The organism is Hoylesella pleuritidis, assembly GCF_963541955.1.
GTDB lineage: Bacteria > Bacteroidota > Bacteroidia > Bacteroidales > Bacteroidaceae > Prevotella > Prevotella pleuritidis.
The window spans coordinates 25,160-45,955 of record NZ_CAUTUT010000002.1; the positions used below are offsets into that span (position 1 = coordinate 25,160).

The following is a 20,796-nucleotide window of genomic DNA, read 5'->3' on the forward strand; positions in this document are numbered from 1 at the left end:
GTCTTTTATTCGGTTATAGTTTGACGCCCGTTTCGATTTTGTTATAAAACCGTTCCAGCACCGAGAGCATCTCTACGGGCAGTCGGTCGCAGGCTTGTTCGATAAGTTTCTCGGGCACATTATAATGCGCTTCGGCCACAGAACCGGTGATGGCAGCTTTCGTGTCGGTGTCGCCGTCGGCCAGAACAGCCAGCCGAACGGCGTCTTCAAAGTTCTCGCTATGGAGGAAACAGCGCAGAGCCATCGGCACGGTTTCTTGACATGTGGCATCGAAATGGCCTTCGCTGCCGATCTTGTAGACATTGCGCAGGGGTGGAATGTCATAACCGAAACGACGACCGACAGCCTCTTCCAGTTCGTCTTTGGACACACGGCACGTGCGGAGCCAGTAAATGGATGCGGCAATGCACTGTGCTCCCTTGATGCCTTCGGGATGATTGTGACTTACTTCGGCCGAACGTCGGGCCTCGTCAAGCACTGCGTGAAAATCGTTGAATAGCCACCCGATGGAGCTGACACGCATTGCTGACCCGTTGCCGAATGAGTTTGCGGGTGCGGAGTCAGGCGATCGGAGCCACGACTCGAATCTGCTGCCGTAGCCGCCCATCGGTTTCGGATAGCGGGCACACCATTCGAGAAGCGATTCTTTGTAGCTTCGCTCGTTGAGAACAGCATCGGCAACGGCAATGGTACAGACGGTGTCGTCGGTGAAACTGCACTCATCTGTGAATAATTCAAATCCCTTTCGCGGGGCATTTCCGAACTCGAAACGCGACCCGATGATGTCTCCGATAATTGCTCCTAACATAGTTATGCAGATTTTTAAAGGTTTATACTTGACACAAAGATAGTAAAGATTTTGCAAAAAGGCCGATTTTTGCGTAGAAAATAAAGTTTATCGGCGATTTGTTGACGTTGTTTCGAGGATGTAAATTGTACAAAAACGGTATTCTTTTGTACAATTTGGGTACTCTATTTTTTATTTCATGACATAATTTTGCACATCTAAACCTCTTATTGGCTATTAAGCTGAACAAAGTAAAAAATAAACCGACAATTTATGTATAGACAGAATCCAAACTCATCCGGTTGTAGGATGTTCGCTCTCTTTTTAATATTTTGGATGGCAACGGCGGCTGCCTTTGCCCAGTCCGCGGTGAAAGGGGTGGTGAAAGACGAGAAAGGAGAGACGATGACGGGTGTCAGTGTGACCGTAAAAGGCGCGAAAGGCGGTACGATTACCGGCCTCGACGGGTCGTTTACACTGAATATCGGTAGCAAGAGTGCTGTATTAGTCTTCTCGTTTATCGGCTACGAACGCGTAGAAAAGACTGCTACGGCAGGCAAAGATGTCGTTGTGGTGATGAAAGAAGACAACAAACTATTGAATGAAGTGGTCGTGGTGGGCTATCAAGAGATGCGCAAACGTGACCTGACGGGCTCTGTAGCCAAGGCTGATATGAAAGATTTGCTCAGTACACCGGTAGGTTCTTTCGATCAGACTTTGGGCGGACGCATTGCCGGAGTGAATGTGAGTTCGGGTGAAGGGATGCCGGGGTCGCAAATGAATATCGTCATTCGCGGTAATAACTCGCTCACACAAGACAACTCTCCATTGTATGTTATAGACGGGTTTCCTGTTGAAGATCCGGCTGTCGGAGCATCGATCAATCCGTCGGACATCGCTTCCATCGATATTTTAAAAGATGCTTCGGCTACGGCTATATATGGAGCACGCGGCGCTAACGGTGTCGTTATCATCACAACCAAGAGCGGACGGGAAGGTAAAACCAAAGTGCGCTACGACGGAAGTGCAGGTGTGCAGAACGTGACTCGCACTATCCCGATGATGAATGCCTATGAATTCGTGAAGCTGCAAGCCGAAATGTATCCCGATCGGATGGCTTCTACTTATTTCGCTAACCACGAAGGTAAGCAATGGACACTTGATGACTATCGCCATATACCGCAATATGACTGGCAGGATATGATTTTTCGCACAGCGCCGACACAGAGTCACAATGTCGGTTTGACCGGTGGCAGCAAGGGAGTACGTTATAATGCGTCGGTGTCTTATTATGATCAGGACGGTATTGTGCTCAATTCTAATTACAACCGACTGCAAGGCAGATTGGGAATGACCGTTACCAAGAAGAAGCTGCGCGTGAATCTGAACGTCAATTACTCTCATTCCACCCAGACGGGAGCATCTCCGTCGCAACAGAGTTACAGCGGAATGAATAACCTCTTTTACAGTGTCTGGGGCTATCGGCCGGTTACACAGCCGGGTGTTCCGCTGAAATCGTTGGAAGAAAACCTGACGGACGATGACGTGAATTGGACAAGTGACTATCGTTTTAATCCGATTATGTCGCTCAATAATGAGTATCGGAAGCGCTATGCGAACTATTTTCAGTTCAACGGATACCTTGAATACCAGCTGATGGCAGGTCTTCGACTGAAAGTTTCGGGTGGTTACACCACGGATTATCGGCATAATGACACATTCAATGGGTCGAAAACGCGCTACGGAGGACCTAAATCGGTCGAAAAAGTGAATGCGCAGGTAGTTCATTCAGAACGTACCACATGGCTGAATGAGAATACATTGACTTATCAGACCAATATCAGCAAGCGCCATTTCTTTAATACACTCTTGGGATTTTCATTGCAAAACTCGGACTATAATTATTATTCGATGAAGACGATTCAAATTCCGAACGAGTCGCTCGGTATGGCAGGGATGAGCCAAGGGACGCCAAGCACCAATGAATCGGTGAAATCTTCGTGGGCGATGATGTCGTTCTTCGGCCGCTTCAACTATAATTATCTGTCGAAATATTATGCTACTGCAACATTCCGTGCAGACGGATCGTCTAAGTTCCGAGGCGCTAATCGATTCGGATATTTCCCTTCCGGTTCATTGGCTTGGAACTTTACGGAAGAGAATTTGATGCAAGAGCTCCGGCCGGCTGTATCTACTGGTAAGCTGCGTTTGAGTTGGGGACTTACAGGAAACAACCGTGTGGGCGAGTATGATTCATTCGGACTCTATGAGCTTTTGAAAGACCGGCGTGGCGATCTCATCTCACCGGGATCGATTCCCGGTGGTGTTTACCCGTTGAATAACAAACAAAACAATGTCGGGATGGTGCCGACGTCGATTCCGAACAAAGATTTGAAGTGGGAGACTACTGAACAATGGAACTTAGGTTTGGACCTTGGACTGCTCAATGACCGCGTTAATATCACGGTCGATCTGTACCGGAAGATCACCCGCGACCTGCTGTTGATGTCGTCTTTGCCCTTGTCTTCGGGTTTCACCGGTGCTATCAAGAACATTGGAAAGATTCGGAATCAAGGTGTAGAGTTTACTTTGAGTACGACGAATATCAAGACCAAGGACTTTGAATGGAAGTCAAACTTCAACATTGCATTTAATAAAAACAAGGTGTTAGAGTTGGCCGAAGGTCAAGTCAGTTTGCTAAGCACAGCAATGTTTGACCAGAATTATAATTCGCAAACCAGTTATATAGCCAAGAAAGGGTATTCTATGGGAATGATGTATGGCTATATTTATGATGGAACTTATAAATATGAAGATTTCGATAAATCGGGAAATACATACACATTGAAATCTAATGTGCCTCGTTTCTCATCGGAGTCGAACACCCAACCGGGTATGCCGAAGTATCGAGATTTGAACGGCGACGGTGTCATTGATGATAATGACCGCACGATAATAGGCCGAGGTCTTCCTAAACATACGGGTGGTTTCACGAACAATTTCAAGTACAAGAACTTCGATCTCAATCTGTTCTTTCAGTGGTCTTACGGCAATGATGTGATGAATGCCAATCGGCTGTTCTTTGAAAGTTCGTTCAACCGTTCTCGCGACCTTAATCAATACGCCAGCTATGCAGGTCGGTGGACGCCCGAAAATCCGCAGAGCGACATTCCTCGTGCTACAAGTTCCAGTTCTAATAAAGTTTTCTCATCGCGAATTATCGAAGACGGATCGTTCCTTCGACTGAAAACCGCAACGCTGGGTTACTCTTTACCGAAGGCACTTTTGCTGAAATGGCGTCTTGATGAAGCCCGAATCTACGTAGCAGCACAGAATGTTTTCACCCTCACCGGCTATAAAGGTTATGACCCCGAGGTGTCCGTACGCGAAGGAGCACTTACGCCCGGGCTCGATTTCTCGGCTTATCCGCGTGCCCGTGTGTTTACAGTCGGTATCAATTTAGGTTTCTAATCACGTAAACAAGACCATTATTTATGAAGACAATCAGAATATTTATCCTGTTGACGGCCGTTCTTGCCGTAACATCTTGCAGCTTCCTCGACAAAGAACCTACACGAACCACGTCGGGAAGTTATTTCAAAAACGAGTCAGAAGCAGAGTCGTTCTTGCGCGGTGTATATGCAATCCTGACGCAAACGGCCTTTTACGGCGGCGAATATTTTTACTTGACGGGCGGCGATGATACCGAACATTACGGCGGACCGGGCCGTTCTCCTTATAGTAAAGGATTGATTTGCAATAATGCCAACACCGGAGATCCTGACGTGGCAGCCTTTTGGTACGTGCTGTATTCAGGCATCAATCGAGCCAATATTCTGTTAGAGAATATCGATAAGGTACCTGGAATCGGCGAGGCTAACCGTAAGTTGTACACGGCTGAGGCTCGTTTCCTGCGGGCTTTCTATTATTTCAACCTTGTTGAATGCTGGGGCGACGTACCGTTTCGCACGAATTCCACGCAGAGTGTTGTAGGATTGCCTATCAAACGTACGCCGAAAGAGCAGATTTATGATTTTATCGTCAAGGAAATGGCAGAGAGTTCCGAGGGATTGAAGTCAGCTTCTGACCTCGGTTATCAGCCGGGCTCGGTATCGAAGTCAGCTGCTTGGGGCATCTTAGCACGTGTTTATATGTTCCGTGCAGGTGAACATTTCCGCGATAAGACGGCTGCCAATGAGGCGAAAAACAAAGAGTACTTCGCACAGGCGGGCTTTTATGCACAGAAAGTGATGAATGAAGGCCACGCGTTGGCGCCCCATTATTGGGATTATTTCATCGATCTTTGTGCCGATAAATATAACACCACAGCCAAAGAAAGCATCTGGGAGGCTGAGTTTACCGGCAATTATTCAACCGATACACGCACAGAAGGTCGTGTGGGTAATATCATCGGACTGTCTGCTCCCGACTTATCGGCGAAGGCGGAAATCATCGGCAAGGCCGATCCCGGATACAGTTACGCTTTCTTTTATTGCACACCCAAACTCTATGATCTATACACTGCCAACGGCGACAGCAACCGAATGAACTGGAATATTGCGCCATTCCAATATACGGAGTCGTCGACCGGAAAGGGTGTTGACGGCCGACTCTTCGAGAAAGGCAAACTTGCCGAAGTGAAAAATCAATATTATGACCGTTCTTACAGCTACGGAGACGCCGCTCCTTCTTCTAAAAAGGGCGACCGTGAAAAGACTGTTGCAAGCACTGATTTAGCCAGAGTGTGTGGCAAATATCGGCGTGAGTACGAGGCAGACAAGAAAAATAAGAACTTCACCGCTATCAATTTCCCCATTCTTCGCTATGCAGATATCTTGCTGATGATTGCAGAATGCGAGAACGAAATCAATAATGAGCCCACTGCATTGGCCTATCAGTGCATCAATGCAGTGCGTAAACGCGCCGGCATTAGCGAGCTGAGCAATCTCTCGAAAGATGAGTTCCGCCAGGCAGTCAAGGACGAACGTGCGATGGAATTGTGTTTTGAGTTCACCCGTCGGTTCGATTTGATTCGCTGGGGAGAATATGTTCAGAATATGAATGCACTCGTAGCGCGTGCCCAAAACGGCAGCGACTGGAAGCTCGGACCTGCAAACGTGTACACATATTTCCAAATTTCAGACACATATTATTATTTCCCGATACCCGCCAATGAGATGGCCGTGAACCATCTCATTACGGAAAACAATCCCGGATGGTAATTCTCTATGAGAGTTCGGGCATCGATGCTCCGAAAGCCGACGCCCAAACTCCTGTCCAAGAAACATAACGAATCAACGAATCGATATCGAAATGAAATCCTATCAATCACTTATAGCTTTGTTGTTCTGCGGTTTTGCCCTTGCATCCTGCGACAGCGAATTAGAAGAGAAAGTATCTCTGAACGTCGGTGTTACCGCCGACGGGAATGTCAAAACAGTCGGCGACACCGTCATTGTGAAGAAAGGAAAACCCGTCGAATTCCGATTGGGAGGTAATCCAGACTTTATTACCTTTTTCAGTGGTGAGCCCGGAAGCAAGTACGAGTATCGAGAGCGGGTAATGATCGATGCTGCCGATATAGCCTCCTCTCATCTGATGTTCTCCGTTTGGGAACAATATGGCAATGCAGCCAGTGCTGCCGGGGTGCTGAGTATGTATATTTCAGACAGTTTCCCGGGTCTGTATAAGAACAATTTCGCGGCCGATTCGGCATTGGTCGAAACCTCGTTATGGAAAGATTTAGTGCCACAGAGCGACCTGCCTCAGGCTCCCGTCTCTTCCGTTGCAGGCGCCAAGTCGTTCGATTTGGATATGAAGCCCTATTTGGGAAAGGCCATCACCATCGCCGTCAAGTACAAAGGGCAGAACAACTCAGCAGCACAGCCGCGTGTGAATTTTGTCAAGATGCAGATCGTCAACCGAATGAAAGACGGTACTTCGAGCACACTAATGGCCTCGAATATGGGATTCACGGCCGTCAATATGTGCAACCGACTACACTTGGAAGACCAAAAGTCGATGACAAACAACAGAGCTTACGGCACCGTAACCAATAATACGGCAGGCATTTGGAATCTGACGGGCGTGGCGAAAGGCAACTTTTTCATCCACAGCAGCAATGCGAAGCGGGCGCTGAAATACAGTTGGCTCGTGTCGAATCATATTCTTGTGAATGCTTGTACGCCTGATGTGGGTGTCAATATCAAGAACATCTCCCGGAATTTAGATGCTTATTCTTATGTGTACAACACGACGGGAACGTACAAAGCCACGTTCCTTGCAGTGAACGGGAACTACAAGAAGACGTCGTCCGTTATCCGACAAATGAACATAAAGGTAGTGGAATAGAGTCGGCAAGATAGCTCATAAAATGTCGCCCGGCACGAGCTGTCGACATAGAAAAACGGAGCTGTCGGACGCCCGATAAAGAAGCTCGTTTCCATTAACCGTTAATCACCGTGCAAAATGCCGTTGAATGCCGTGCATTCAGCCGTTAATCGCCGTGCAAGTAACGGTTAATCGGAAGCTCTTCTCGAATCACCTGTGGGAATAGGCATTCTCAGACGTCGTCTTAGTTGGCATTCTTCGCTTGAAAAAAATATAATACCGATGCCCGAATCGATGTCCAACGACGGAGCTATTCAGTTATATACGACCGTAAAAATCATTCAATAATGAACACGAAAACTTTTATCTCAATGATTGTCTCTGCCTTTGTCGCACTACCTGTACAAGCAGACGACAGCAGATTTTGTACTGCTTGGAACGCATTTGTCAAGCAGTCGGCAACCAATGTATTGTTAGATTTCTCCTATGCGGGTTACAACCACGGCGAAACGGCCCCTCCCGATGTCTCGACATTGGGTTATACCGTTTATGATGTGACCGATCCTGAGTTCGGAGCAGTGCCCAACGACGGTAAATCCGACCGCGATGCGCTTGTGCGGATTCTGAAAAAGATCGGCGCAGGAAAGGCTGATGCACGGGCGATAATCTACTTTCCCGCAGGCGATTACATTCTGCACACATCGGAAGATAATACGATCGGTGCCGACGGGAAAGCCCAATCTTCGGCATTGAATATCGTGATGGGGCACGTCATACTGAAAGGTGCGGGCCGAGACCTGACCACTCTGACGATGAAAGACCCCAACTTGCCGCGCAACAAGAACCTGTACAGCTCGCCGGTGATGATTTCCATTCGCAACAACGGCGAAAAGAATCCACCTGTTTGGGCGCAGATCACGGGGCGGGCACATAAAGGCGACTTTACCGTTGAGGCGGAAAACATCTCTCCTGACATCAAACCCGGTACTTGGGTAATGCTGAATTTGGAAAACAACGATGCCGCTCTTGTCAAGCAAGAACTGTTGGGGCACCGCTTGTCTAGCACGATGACCAACCTCAAAAACGATGGCGTACAGGTACGCGACTATCATCAGGTGAAGTCGGTAAGCAACGGTCGTATCACGTTTTACGAACCTTTGATGCACGATGTAGACCCACAATGGGGTTGGAAAATTGTCAGATATAGACATTATGAGGGCGTGGGTATAGAAGATCTCACGTTTGTGGGCAACGCAAAAGACCATTTCAAGCACCACGCAACGTGGCAGGACGATGGCGCTTACAAGCCTTTGGATATGGTCCGAATGACCGATTCGTGGATGCGACGCGTGGGATTCCGCAGCGTCAGCGAGGCTTTCACGATGAGTTTGTGTGCCGGTTGTTCAGCATACGATATCACCATCAGCGGTCGCCGCGGGCATTCGGCCATTCGTGCACAGGCCTCTTCACGCGTATTTATCGGCAAAGTGTTTGATCATTCCGATGGATATTACAACGATGATCAATCTCGTTATGCCAAGAATGTGGGTCAATATCACGCCTGCGGCGTGTCTAAGCAAAGCATAGGCTGTGTTATTTGGGACTCGCAATGGGGTGTTGATGCTTGTTTCGAGGCACACGCCACGCAGCCGCGAGCCACATTGTTCGATGTCTGCAAGGGCGGATTTATGCAGTATCGGATGGGAGGCGACCGATCGCAGTTGCCCAATCATCTCGATGATCTTACGCTTTGGAATTTCAATGCGACCAATATCTCGTCCAAAACACAGCTTCCTTTCGTCTGGTGGGACGACAAACAGATTTGGTTTAAGACGTTGCCGCCTACTATCGTAGGCTTTCACGGCGATGCGGGCGTTACTTTTGTAGCCGGTCAAACCAAACTCGATGCCGACCACGGACACGAAGTTCTGCCGCGTTCGCTGTATGCCGCTCAGTTGGAAAAGCGTTTGGGAGCCGTTCCCGCGTGGTTGAAAGAATTGGAAAAGGTGAACGATACAACTACGGGTATCGTCCGAATACCGCAGAAAGCACCGTCCGATAATCGGATATACAACCTCAACGGGCAGTATGTGGGTACAGATTCGCACGCCTTACGGCGTGGAATCTATATCCGTGGAGGTAAAAAACTAATAAAATAAAAGGGTAAAAAAGAAGTACTCCCACCGGGAATCGAACCCGGATCAAAGGTTTAGGAAACCTACGTTCTATCCATTGAACTATGGGAGCAGACCTATTCGGTGATGCAAAGATAATGGTTTTTCTTGATTGAGCGAAATAAATGCAAGGCGATTTTTCTGCAAAAAACGTTAGGAATAGACAGAATTCAGTTGTCGTTCGACGATTTTTGACTACCTTTGTGGGCTCAACAAGACATTTATGAATGTATCAGACTTTACGACAAAAACTGTCGACGGCGGTCTCACGCAGCCGGAAGTAGAGGCCAGTAGGCGTCTGCATGGCAGCAATATACTTACACCGCCGCGCGGTGTATCGCTTTGGAAGCTCTATCTTGATAAATATCGCGACCCGATGATCAAGATTTTGCTTCTTACGGCATTTGTTTCGCTCGTGCTGGCGTTTATCGAAGGCGACTTCATCGAGACCATCGGTATCTTCGTTGCGATATTCCTCGCCACGACGGTAGGCTTCGTTTTCGAGCGCGATGCAGCCCGAAAGTTCAGTGTACTGACGTCGCTTGATGAGGAACAACCCGTTAAAGTGAAACGCGACGGTCGTGTGCAGGAGATTGCCCGACGTGATGTTGTCGTGGGAGACATCTTGATTATAGAGGTGGGCGACGAGATTCCGGCCGACGGTCAGTTGCTCAGCGCCGTGGATTTGCAGATTAACGAGTCGTCGCTTACAGGCGAACCGATGGTTACGAAATATGCAGACGCCGCAGGGCAACACACCGAAGGCGCTTATCCTGCCGACCAAGTGTTGCGCTCGACGATGGTAATGGGCGGCCGCGGTGTGGCTCGTGTTACGGCCGTGGGCGATGAAACGGAAATCGGGAAAGTGGCTCGCAAGTCGACGGAAACCACCGGCACGGAGACGCCTCTCAATCAACAGCTTGGTAAACTGGCCCGATTCATCAGCAAATTGGGCTCGTGCGTGGCCGTGGTAGCTTTCGTGCTTTTCCTCGGTCACAGTATTTTGACCGATACGGTGTGGCGTTCGGGCGATTATCTGCGGATGACCGAGCTCACGCTCAACTATTTTATGATGGCCGTTACACTCATTGTGATGGCCGTTCCCGAGGGACTTCCAATGGCGGTAACGCTGAGTCTGGCCCTGAATATGCGCCGAATGTTGCGCAGCAACAATCTTGTTCGCAAGCTGCACGCCTGCGAAACAATGGGCGCAGTTACCGTTATATGCACCGATAAGACCGGAACGCTGACGCAAAACCGGATGGAAGTGCGCGAGATGGTTCCCCTTTCTGATGACGACCGATTGCTGGCCACAGCCATTGCTGTGAATACCACGGCCCATCTCGATACCGATGATGGGCGCGGGATAGGTAATCCCACTGAGATTGCACTGCTGACGTGGGCCCAAAAGCACAGCTTTGATTATCACGAATTGCGTGAGCGAGCCGACATCGAGGTGCAACTCCCGTTCTCAACAGAGCGAAAGCTGATGGCTACCATTGCCCGTGTCGAGGGGCGCCGTTATCTTTTCGTCAAAGGAGCACCTGAAATTATTCTGGCGATTTGCCGTCTTTCGCCCGACGAAAGACCGTTACTTGCACAGCGTTTAACGGCTTTTCAGCAGGCCGCTAACCGTACTTTAGCGCTGGCTTATCGTGAGCTGCAAGATACCGAAACAGATATTGCTTCATTACTTGCTCCCCTCTCCCAAGGGAAAGATACCGGGGATGAGGCTGCCGAGCTATCGGATGCGCTGCTTACACTACAATCCTTGGTTGCCATCAGCGATCCGTTGCGTCTCGATGTACCGTCGGCTGTGGCCGAATGTCGGCGTGCCGGCATTACGGTAAAGATCGTTACGGGCGACACTTCGGCCACAGCCATTGAGATTGCGCGGCAAATCGGTATCTGGACAGCCGATGACGACAAGGTTGAAGCTGCCCATCCGAACAGTCGACACATCACCGGCACCGACTTTGCAGCCCTCAGCGATGAGGCGGCTTACGCCGAAGTGGAGGGGTTGAAAGTGATGTCGCGGGCCCGACCCGACAACAAACAGCGGTTGGTTCAGCTATTGCAGCGCCACGGCGAGATTGTGGCCGTTACGGGAGACGGCACCAACGATGCGCCCGCACTCAATTATGCGCACGTGGGCTTGTCGCTCGGCTCGGGTACGAGTGTGGCTAAAGAAGCGTCGGATATGACTCTCTTGGACGACTCTTTCGCGTCGATCGCCCGCGCGGTGATGTGGGGTCGGTCACTATATAAGAACATTCAGCGGTTTCTTTACTTCCAGTTGGTGGTCAATTTGGCTGCTCTATTGCTCGTGCTTTGCGCCTCACTGGTGGGTATGGCGATGCCGCTCACCGTCACCCAGATATTATGGGTCAACCTGATAATGGATACTTTCGCTGCGATGTCACTGGCTTCGCTGCCGCCTTCGCACGAAGTGATGAACGAGAAGCCGCGTCGCAGCAGTAATTTCATCATTACGCGTGCAATTGGCCGTAGCATTTGCATAGGTAGTGTGGCGCTGTTTATACTGATGTCGGGCCTGCTTCTGTATTACGAATACGATTCCGACCCCGGCATCCAACTGCACGAACTCACGATATTCTTCACTGTTTTCGTGATGCTTCAGTTCTGGAACCTCTTCAATGCGAAGTCGCTCGGCTCGCATCATTCGGCTTTCCGTCATTTCTTTTTAGATCGGGGACTCATCCTTGTGCTGTTGATCATCCTTGGCGGACAATGGATTATCGTGACGTTCGGCGGCAAAATGTTCCGTACCGAACCGCTTTCGGCTGTCGAATGGTTGTTAATCATTGCCTCAACTTCCGTCGTTCTTTGGGCCGGCGAGTTGTGGAGGTGGAGCAAGAGACGAGGAAATAAAGTAGTAAGGGAGCAAATAATAAGTGATAAGGAGTAGGGAATAAGTAGTAAGTAATGATAATAGTGGATGAAACAACAAGGCCGTTGCCTCCTGCGGCAGCAACTATCGGGTTCTTCGATGGCGTGCATTGCGGTCATCGATACCTTATCGGGCGTGTGATCGACGAGGCCCGAGCCGACGGGTTGGCATCGATGGTCATCACGTTTGCCCGTCATCCGCGCCAGGTCATCGATACCCACTATGTACCTCGGCTGCTTTCGACCCCCGAAATGAAGATAGAGCGACTCGCAGAAACAGGTATCGACCGCTGCACCGTACTCGACTTCGATCGCCGAATGGCTGCGCTCACGGCCCGCGAGTTTATGATACACATCCTCAGTAGTCGCCTTAACGTACGCAAACTCATTATAGGCTACGACAATCGATTTGGTCACGACCGCTCAGAAAGTATTGACGACTATTGTGCTTATGGCCGCACGCTGGGCATTGAGGTCGTGGAGAGCTGCGGAATTACCGTAGATGGTATCCGTGTCAGCTCTTCGGTCATTCGCAATGCCATTGAACGTGGCGATCTGACAGAGGCCAATCGCTGTTTAGGCTATGCTTATACGCTGTCAGCACACGTGTCGCACGGCTTTCGCAACGGGCATCGCTTAGGCTTTCCCACGGCCAATCTCGATATGGATGAGGTGTGTCAGCTGCTGCCGCAGATAGGAGTCTATGCCACACGAGTGCGCATCGAGGGCGAGTGTGAGTTGTACCCGGCAATGACGAGCGTGGGAACGCGCCCCACTTTCGACGGAACGCGCCTGTCAGTAGAGACCTATATCCTGGATTTCGACGCCGACTTGTACGGCCGGAAGATTGAAGTGGCATTCCTGAAACGCATTCGCGGCGAAAAGAAATTTGCTGACTTGCAACAGCTTCGTACGCAAATGGCCGATGACGAACGCCATATTCGCGAATTGAATCATCTTTAACCGACATATAAATGACAACAACGACTAAAAACATTCTCAACATCTTATGGTTCATTGTAGTCTATCTACTGGTCCAAGTCATTGCTACCGTCATCGTGGGTATGGCTTTCCTGATGGCTCGCGGATCGTCGATTCCCGAAGCACTCGGTTCACTTTCCGGTGGATTCTTGACGGAACCAACGGCCATTATTGTGCTGACCGCAGTTGCAAATACAACTCTTATCCTGCTGTTTCTCGGCTTCCGATGGGCACCGGTGTCGTATTCCTACCTGCGGACTCGACCTTGGCGCGCCCTCAGTTGGATTGCATTGCTCGGTTTGTTCACCGTGATTCCGTCTGTATGGATGATCGAATGGATCGATGCCGATGTCCCCAATGGTATAGAAAAGGTGTTGAGGGCTTTGATGAGCGATGGCTTCGGCTATTTATCCGTAGGTATTCTGGCCCCCATTGCAGAAGAGATTCTCTTTCGCGGAGCTATTCTCCGCTGTTTGTTCACACTTTTTTCAAAGCGTATGCATTGGTTGCCCATCGTGCTGTCGGCCCTGATCTTCGGTCTGGCTCACGGCAATATGGGTCAGGCTCCGCATGCTGTGGCGCTCGGTTTGCTGTTAGGCTGGATGTATTACCGCACCGGCAGCATCATTCCCGGCATCGTCTTGCATTGGGTGAACAATTCGGTTGCTTTCGCAGTCTGTAATTTGTGGCCCGGATCGGAAGACTACAAGCTCATCGATTTATTCGGGGGCAATGCGTGGGCAATGTGGTTGAGTCTGGTATTCTCTATGCTCCTCACCATTATTTGCCTGTTACAGCTGACGCGAATATTGAAAAAGGGCAAGCGGACAAGCCGTTGATGCTTACGAAAAGGGCCCCTCGATTCTCGCGAATGAAGGGCCCGTGCATATATGATACCTATTGAGAGACTACTCTACTGAGATTTGACGACTTGCGCTTTGCACGACTTGTGACAGCTTAGGAAGTACTACCGTGAGCACGCCGTCGTTGACTTTGGCTGCGATTTTATCCTTATCTACGTCATCGGGAAGCAGCAATGTCTGCTCATATTTGGAGTAACTGAACTCCCGGCGCAGGTAATGTGTCTTCTTGTTTTCCTCTTTATTCTCCTGCTTCTGCTCCATCTTGATGGTTAGATTTCCGTCGTTGTTGATGTTGACAACGAAGTCTTCTTTCTTCAATCCGGGTGCGGCAAGCTCTACAACATAGTCTTTTTCGTTTTCGATGACATTGATGGCGGGTGCCGTTGCATTAGCGCGGGGCATAAAGTCTGTGTTGAAAAAGTCGTCGAATACACTCGGTAACCACGAATTTCTGTGCATAATTGGTAACATAATCAATCCTCCTGTTTTTTTAATTTGTTTCTGTTTCAACTTCATTGGTTGAAATGCAACAAGCATACCAATAAACTTTTGTGCGTCAAATTGACATACTTATATGCCGATTTGGCTGTTCTGTGGCGTCGGTAGGCCACTCATTCCCAATGTACATTATCTGATACGATGTCTGCTCTATATATAATTGAATATCAAAGAATTGAGATTCGCATCCGATTCTCGGTTGTTTAAAAACGACCTCATCTTTCGACCCTGTCTTATTTGTAATAAATTGCCTTACAACTAATGGTAGATCGTACGCCGTTTAACGGCTAATTGCGGTGTAATTAGCCGTTAAACGGCGTGCGATTAATTGTTAGTTGCAGTGCAAATAACAGCTAAATGAGAAATAACTTATATATTACTGTAAATCAATGACATACAAACCCTTTCCCATTTATATTCTTTTAGTTTTCTGTCTAAAATAAAACCAACCTTCACTCACAGTCCATAACTCCCCCAGCTTAGGAGATTAAGGTGGAAGTATTATCCTATTTCATCACTCCCGAATCTTGATCTCGGTTATTCATCGAGCGCTGCCCGGCGGCGTACTTGCGACCTTTGGACAGACGCCACGTGACACTCAGACTCAGCATATTGCCCATATCCCGATTGTGATTGGTGTAAACATTGTGTACGAATCGGTTGAGCAGTTCGCTTCTTTGCATCAACGGATTGCTTTGCAGACAGTGTTGATAATACAAAGAGATGTCTGCACGCCCCCATTTATAAGCCGCCGTAACATAATAAGCCGCTCCCTGACGCCCCTTACTCTCTCCCTCCAACCACCGATAACCGTTATCTGCATCGGCAGCAAGCGTCAGCCGACCGAGATAAGCCGTGAGATGAACACTCCCATTGAATGAAGTGTAATGGTGTTTATACGTATTTCCGTAATTAAAACAGCGATAAATACCGCTCGAAGCACTGACCGAGAGCACCTCGGGAATGATGTCCCAATTGGTATAATTCTGTATATAGAGCAGATTGCAATGCTTTTGGTTGGTGCGAGTATAGATAAATGTGTCGCCGTCTCGCTGAATATCCTGCATCACGGCGTGGGTGTTGATGCGATAATAGGTATCAATGTGCGTATAGAGTCGGGCATTTTTATACGATAAAATCAGCTGATGTTCGGTGCGACGGTTGGGTTTCAAGGCCGGGTTTCCTTTGTAGACAGCAAGCGAATTGCTCTTGATGGCAACGTCGCTGAGATGTTCCGGACGTGGCGGAAAAAGGCTGATGCCGAAGTCATATTTAACGATGAAATCACGGAAAATCGCTTGTGAGAGGGTCAGTTTGGGTCGGACGAGCCAATAATCGTACTGATGCGTACCCTGGCTGTAGTATTGTCGCCTGACACCTGATCCCAACAGATAGCCCAACTGCCCCAACCGACCTTTGATTTGAGCAAAGAGATAGAGGTCGGATGTGCGATAATCGACGCGTGTCTGCACATCTCCCGCATACCTGACCGCCACGTATTTCTGCGCAGATTTCAGTCCCGAGGAGAATGTGAAAGGCTTCAACGTATTTTCATAAATGATTTCTCCAATAGCAGAATAGGTGCTCCCATCGGTGCTATGACTGTAATTTTTGCCCATTTCATCGAGAGAATAGCCGTATTTCGAGCTGATGTATGTACCCACTCCATTGCAAGTCAGCGACTGATGCGAACCGAATCGAGCTGCGAAATAGAGATCGATGCCGGGAGAAACGGATTTACTGTCATACGAACTGCGACTCTCCGAGACAGCGCCTTGCCACGCAGTGCAATAGCGGGAGATATTATCAGGCGAGCGATCGTATGTATTCGAGAAAACGGCTTGCAAGACATAGCGGTCTGAATCGGCCCGATTGTAGCGGAGTTTAAGTTCGTGCGACCGATTTTTATCGAGTATATACGTACTATTATCGGTCTTGGTCAGAACACGATTATCAGACATTCGATAATCGGTTATTTGCAAGGTGCGCTGCCCGTCCATACGGGCGTGCCCGAAATCATAATCTACTCCCCACTCATTTTTTCCCCGATTGAATCGCACATAACCGCCATATTTGCCCCTGTTCACCGTCAACGACTGCATCAGATGGCTCCCAACGGTGTACCCACTGACAGCTCTCCGGGTGATAAAATTGATGACACGGGCAATGTTCTGCCCGTATCTTACCCCCGGATTGCTGATATAATCCACCCGGACAACAGCATTCATATCCAATGCAAGCAAGTCTTCGCGGCTCGCAGGGATATCATTGATGCGTGTTTGTACATCACCGAGATTGCCCGTGACAATGATGCTGTGCGCAATTTCATCCACTTTGATATTCGGGAGTGCCAATTTGGTCAGCAGATGATAGCCTGATGCGGAAGTCTCTTTCTGTTTTCGAGTGGGGAAAATCTGCTGTCCTTCGGGCGTATTCACCACCTTTGCACCGTTCACCGTAACCTCTTGAAGATTCACTTCTCGCTCAGTCTGCGCCGAAATCGGTATCAACGGCGCGACCAATAGCCACAAAATCCATCGTTTTTTCATCTTTTTCTTCGGTAAAATGGTTATTTTCGACAAAGATAAAGCCCTTTTACGGAATCTCCGTTTACAGCTACCTGACATTTGCCTGACAATGCAGCACGGCGAAAAAGCATAGAAACGAAACTTTTATCAAGATTTTTTTGGAGGGTAGTTTGTTTTTTATTAAATTTGCATTTCAAAAGAGAGATTAAGGAATTGAATGCTAACCGCAAATAGAAAGACAATACTCATTTATTGATTTTAACACGGTTTGGCTGATAATCCGATCTCGATCGAAAACCAGTTTATTAAATCTTAAATGTAACAAGAATGAGAAAAAAGACGAAAACGATGCACTCGGCATTGCGTATGTGCGTAACTGCGCTGCTGATGTTGCTGTCAATGAGCCTCTATGCACAGGATCTTACGGTAACGGGAACTGTGAAAGATGCACAAGGCGAGCCCGTTGTCGGAGCCTCGGTAGTTGTACAGGGCCGGAAAACAGGCGTTATTACCGATGTCGACGGCAATTACACCATTAAGTGTTCGCCACGGGCAACACTGCTGTTCAGCTATGTCGGCTATAAGAACAAGAGTGTGGCCGTGGCCGGAAGGACGCAAATCGATGTCGTGTTTGAAGACAACGAAAATGCACTGAACGAAGTAGTAGTAACCGCATTGGGCATCAAACGCGAGGCCAAAGCATTGGGATACGCCGTAACGGAAGTAAAAGCCGCCGAATTGGAGCGGGCTAACACCATCTCGCCTGTATCTGCCTTGCAAGGCAAAGTGGCCGGAGTCGAGATCAATCAGTCGGACGGCGGTATGTTCGGATCAACCAAAATACAGATCCGCGGAGCCTCGACGCTGAGCAAAAACAATCAACCTATCTTCGTAGTCGACGGCGTAATACTCGATAATGCGACGAGTAGCTCGGGCGATGCAGACTGGGACTCGAATATAAATGACTACGGAAACCAATTGAAAAACCTGAATCCTGACGACTTTGAGAGCGTGAGTGTGCTCAAAGGAGCAGCTGCAACGGCGCTCTATGGGTCGCGAGGCTTAAACGGAGCAGTGGTTATCACCACCAAGAACGGCCGTGGCGGCGGTGGCGTTACGATACATTTCTCGCAGACAGTAGGGCTTGAGACGGTGTATAAATCACCTGATTTACAGAACCGTTACCTGCAAGGTCGCTGGCCGGGAGGCGTTACTTACGGTAAGGCTTATACCGAGAAAGGCGACCGTTGGGCCGACAATATGTCGACCTATTCCACAAACAACGATGGCAAATACTCAATGATAGCCCAGAACGACAATGCAAGCACCGGCTGGGGACCCGATGTTAGCTGGGCCAAAGGCAAGCAGTTCGAGCAGTACGACGGCACAATGGGCGAGAATCGGATATTCAAAAACAATTACAAAGATGCCTACGACACGGGTATAAACACAAATACCAACATCTCATTGCAAGGTGGAAACGATCGCACTACATTCTATGCATCGGCTTCTTACAAGTATAACAAGGGGACAACACCGCGCAATACCTTCAACAGATTCTCTTTCTTGGGCAAGGCTTCACAGAAAGTAGGCAAGTTGGTAACGGTAGATTTCAGTATGAATTTTGCACAGTCGCAGCCGCGCAATGCGCAACAGAACATCGGTGAATTGTTTGCTACAGGCGCATTCCCGCGCGAATATGATGTCAAGAGATATAAACATCTATATAAAGGTACGCACGGAGGATTGGCCGATGCCGCTTACGGCGATCGGTATCGGTCGGTTCCGGGTCGCGAATTGTGGTGGGACATTTACGAAAACAGCTATATACAAACGGAAACGATGGTTCGGCCTGTACTCAATCTCAACATTCAGGCCACACCTTGGTTGCAGCTCACTGTGGGCGGAAGCCTCAATTATTATTATATTGACGTTGAAGAAAAGTATCCGGGAAAAGGTTATGCCAACGAAGGAGGCTCCTATAAGCTCTCGCATAAAAGCACGATGCAGGAGAATATGTATATAGCGGCCAACATAAACAAGCAGATCAACGACGACATTGAGGTGCACGGATTCCTGCGCGAAGAGTTTTTCAACCAGCACGCACAATACAATGCCGAATGGACCAACGATGGATTGATCGTGCCCAATCAGTTCTTTATCAAGAATTCAAAGAAACAAGCAGGTCTCGATGGTTATAAATTCAACACCAAACGCATCGTTTCCACCATCTTTGCTGTGGGCGGAAGCTGGAAGAATCAGCTCTTCTTAGATGTTACAGGGCGTAATGACTGGTCGTCGTCATTGGTTTACAGCTACGGACGCGGCAATTTCTCGTACTTCTATCCGTCGGTTTCGGGATCGTGGATCATCACCGAGAGCTTTAAGAATCAACTTCCCGCGTGGGTGACTTTTGCCAAAGTGCGCGCCTCTTGGGCACAAGTGGGTAACGATACGTCGCCTTATTATATTAACTCGGGTTATGAGTTGAAGACCTATTCAAAAGGAGACAACAAGGTATATGGACTCTCTTTGGATGACCAACTTAAAAGTACGAACCTCAAACCCGAGCGAAAGAATGCATGGGAAATCGGTTTTGACTGGCGATTCCTGAACAGTCGGGTCGGACTTGACTTCACTTACTACCGCGAGAACACGCGAAACCAGATTATGTCTATCAATGTTCCTTACTTCTCGGGCGTCAAAACCGAGCTCATCAACGCCGGAAACATCCAAAACGCAGGTATCGAACTCGCGCTGAATACTACTCCAATCAAGAACCGCGATTGGCAATGGGACGTGAACTTTACCTATACCCGCAACCGCAATAAGATTGTTTCGCTGAGCAATGACGTGGCTTCTTATGTCGTACTCGACGGTGATCCTGCTTACGGAAACTACCGAATCGGGTCGGTGGCAAAGATCGGAGCCAACTACGGAACATTGATGTCAGACTCTTGGATCAAGAAAGATGAAGCCACAGGAAAGGATGTTATCGGCTTCACAAACAATTACCACACAGCTTATTACAAGCGCGGCGGAACCGTAAAAGAGGTTGGTTCGATGTTGCCCGACTTCCTCGGGTCGCTCAACACCACACTCCGCTACAAGAGTTTGAGCCTCTATATGCTTTTCGATGCACGTTTCGGAGGCTATGTGGCATCTTATAACTCGCGTTATGCAACAGCTTACGGCTTTTCAGGTGCATCTGGAAAATATCGCAAAGGCATCGAATGGGTCAGCCAATATGCCGACACCAAGGGCCGCACTTTTACCGACGGATTCATTCCCGACGCTGTGTTCGACAAGGGAACAATCGTTACCACGCCCGCAGGGAAACAGCAAGACGTAAGTGGAATGACCTACCAAGAGGCTTACGAAAAGGGCTATGTAGAGCCTGCTCATATGCAGACGACAACCTATTTCAAGAACAGTTGGGGTAACGGCGTTATCAACAGCGACTGGTTTAAGAAGCTGAACTACATCTCACTGCGTGAAATCACCATCGCGTACGCATTCCCGCAGAGCATCTATCGGCACTTAGGCGCTAAAGCACTCTCGGTAAGTTTCACCGGACGTAACATCGCTTACTTGCTCAACACGGCACCCAACCACGAGAATCCCGAATCGATTCGCGGTACGGGAGCATCCGCTTTCCGTATGCGTTCATTCGCTCCTTTCACGGCAAGTTATCTTTTCACTATTAACGCAACATTCTAACGAGA

Annotated in this window: 11 protein-coding genes and 1 tRNA gene; 8 read left to right on the forward strand and 4 right to left on the reverse strand. The window is 48.7% G+C overall.

Annotation, left to right across the window (positions count from 1 at the left end):
• Nucleotides 1-13: 13 nt before the first annotated feature.
• Nucleotides 14-808, reverse strand: coding sequence for an ADP-ribosylglycohydrolase family protein (locus RWY97_RS00890; RefSeq protein WP_315565006.1), 795 nt, complete (start codon nt 806-808; stop codon nt 14-16).
• 288 nt (nt 809-1,096) lie between these two features.
• Between RWY97_RS00890 and RWY97_RS00895 the strand changes: the two genes are divergently transcribed.
• The 4 genes from RWY97_RS00895 (at nt 1,097) to RWY97_RS00910 (ending at nt 9,276) form a co-directional block, all read left to right on the forward strand.
• Nucleotides 1,097-4,258, forward strand: a complete 3,162-nt coding sequence (locus RWY97_RS00895; RefSeq protein WP_315565101.1) for a SusC/RagA family TonB-linked outer membrane protein — start codon at nt 1,097-1,099, stop codon at nt 4,256-4,258.
• 23 nt (nt 4,259-4,281) lie between these two features.
• Complete coding sequence (locus RWY97_RS00900; RefSeq protein ID WP_315565007.1) at nt 4,282-6,009, forward strand: RagB/SusD family nutrient uptake outer membrane protein; 1,728 nt, start codon at nt 4,282-4,284, stop codon at nt 6,007-6,009.
• Between the two features lie 91 nt (nt 6,010-6,100).
• Entirely contained in the window at nt 6,101-7,138 is a 1,038-nt protein-coding gene (locus RWY97_RS00905; RefSeq protein ID WP_273176529.1) for a DUF5017 domain-containing protein, read from the forward strand.
• Nucleotides 7,139-7,464: 326 nt separating this feature from the next.
• Complete coding sequence (locus tag RWY97_RS00910) at nt 7,465-9,276, forward strand: DUF4955 domain-containing protein (RefSeq protein WP_315565008.1); 1,812 nt, start codon at nt 7,465-7,467, stop codon at nt 9,274-9,276.
• Between the two features lie 16 nt (nt 9,277-9,292).
• Here the strand turns inward: RWY97_RS00910 and RWY97_RS00915 are convergent.
• Nucleotides 9,293-9,364 (reverse strand) — tRNA-Arg (locus RWY97_RS00915).
• A gap of 150 nt (nt 9,365-9,514) precedes the next feature.
• Here RWY97_RS00915 and RWY97_RS00920 point away from each other — a divergent pair.
• Genes RWY97_RS00920 through RWY97_RS00930 form a run of 3 tightly spaced genes read left to right on the forward strand, consistent with a single transcriptional unit; the run spans nt 9,515 to nt 14,021 of the window.
• The gene (locus RWY97_RS00920; protein WP_315565009.1) at nt 9,515-12,220 is read left to right on the forward strand and encodes a calcium-translocating P-type ATPase, PMCA-type; all 2,706 of its coding nucleotides are present in this window, start codon (nt 9,515-9,517) and stop codon (nt 12,218-12,220) included.
• Nucleotides 12,221-12,237: 17 nt separating this feature from the next.
• Nucleotides 12,238-13,164: a bifunctional riboflavin kinase/FAD synthetase gene (locus RWY97_RS00925; RefSeq protein WP_315565010.1), complete on the forward strand. Its 927-nt coding sequence runs from the start codon at nt 12,238-12,240 to the stop codon at nt 13,162-13,164.
• An 11-nt stretch (nt 13,165-13,175) separates the two neighbouring features.
• Nucleotides 13,176-14,021, forward strand: a complete 846-nt coding sequence (locus RWY97_RS00930) for a CPBP family intramembrane glutamic endopeptidase (RefSeq protein ID WP_315565011.1) — start codon at nt 13,176-13,178, stop codon at nt 14,019-14,021.
• A 69-nt stretch (nt 14,022-14,090) separates the two neighbouring features.
• Here RWY97_RS00930 and RWY97_RS00935 read toward each other — a convergent pair whose 3' ends face one another.
• Nucleotides 14,091-14,504 (reverse strand): Hsp20/alpha crystallin family protein, encoded by a 414-nt coding sequence (locus RWY97_RS00935; RefSeq protein ID WP_273176542.1) that lies wholly within the window; start codon nt 14,502-14,504, stop codon nt 14,091-14,093.
• A 545-nt stretch (nt 14,505-15,049) separates the two neighbouring features.
• On the reverse strand, nt 15,050-17,092 hold the full coding sequence (locus RWY97_RS00940; protein WP_315565012.1) for a TonB-dependent receptor: 2,043 nt from the start codon (nt 17,090-17,092) through the stop codon (nt 15,050-15,052).
• A 306-nt stretch (nt 17,093-17,398) separates the two neighbouring features.
• Here RWY97_RS00940 and RWY97_RS00945 point away from each other — a divergent pair, with 306 nt between their 5' ends.
• Entirely contained in the window at nt 17,399-20,791 is a 3,393-nt protein-coding gene (locus RWY97_RS00945) for a SusC/RagA family TonB-linked outer membrane protein (RefSeq protein ID WP_021584854.1), read from the forward strand.
• Nucleotides 20,792-20,796: the final 5 nt, after the last annotated feature.

What these genes read in the sequence shown, in the direction of transcription:
- RWY97_RS00945 (WP_021584854.1), top strand. Translation starts at nt 17,399, where the DNA reads ATGAGAAAAAAGACGAAAACGATGCACTCGGCATTGCGTATGTGCGTA.
- RWY97_RS00890 (WP_315565006.1), bottom strand. Translation starts at nt 808, where the DNA reads ATGTTAGGAGCAATTATCGGAGACATCATCGGGTCGCGTTTCGAGTTC.
- RWY97_RS00895 (WP_315565101.1), top strand. Translation starts at nt 1,097, where the DNA reads ATGTTCGCTCTCTTTTTAATATTTTGGATGGCAACGGCGGCTGCCTTT.
- RWY97_RS00910 (WP_315565008.1), top strand. Translation starts at nt 7,465, where the DNA reads ATGAACACGAAAACTTTTATCTCAATGATTGTCTCTGCCTTTGTCGCA.
- RWY97_RS00935 (WP_273176542.1), bottom strand. Translation starts at nt 14,504, where the DNA reads ATGCACAGAAATTCGTGGTTACCGAGTGTATTCGACGACTTTTTCAAC.
- RWY97_RS00930 (WP_315565011.1), top strand. Translation starts at nt 13,176, where the DNA reads ATGACAACAACGACTAAAAACATTCTCAACATCTTATGGTTCATTGTA.
- RWY97_RS00925 (WP_315565010.1), top strand. Translation starts at nt 12,238, where the DNA reads ATGATAATAGTGGATGAAACAACAAGGCCGTTGCCTCCTGCGGCAGCA.
- RWY97_RS00900 (WP_315565007.1), top strand. Translation starts at nt 4,282, where the DNA reads ATGAAGACAATCAGAATATTTATCCTGTTGACGGCCGTTCTTGCCGTA.
- RWY97_RS00940 (WP_315565012.1), bottom strand. Translation starts at nt 17,092, where the DNA reads ATGAAAAAACGATGGATTTTGTGGCTATTGGTCGCGCCGTTGATACCG.
- RWY97_RS00920 (WP_315565009.1), top strand. Translation starts at nt 9,515, where the DNA reads ATGAATGTATCAGACTTTACGACAAAAACTGTCGACGGCGGTCTCACG.
- RWY97_RS00905 (WP_273176529.1), top strand. Translation starts at nt 6,101, where the DNA reads ATGAAATCCTATCAATCACTTATAGCTTTGTTGTTCTGCGGTTTTGCC.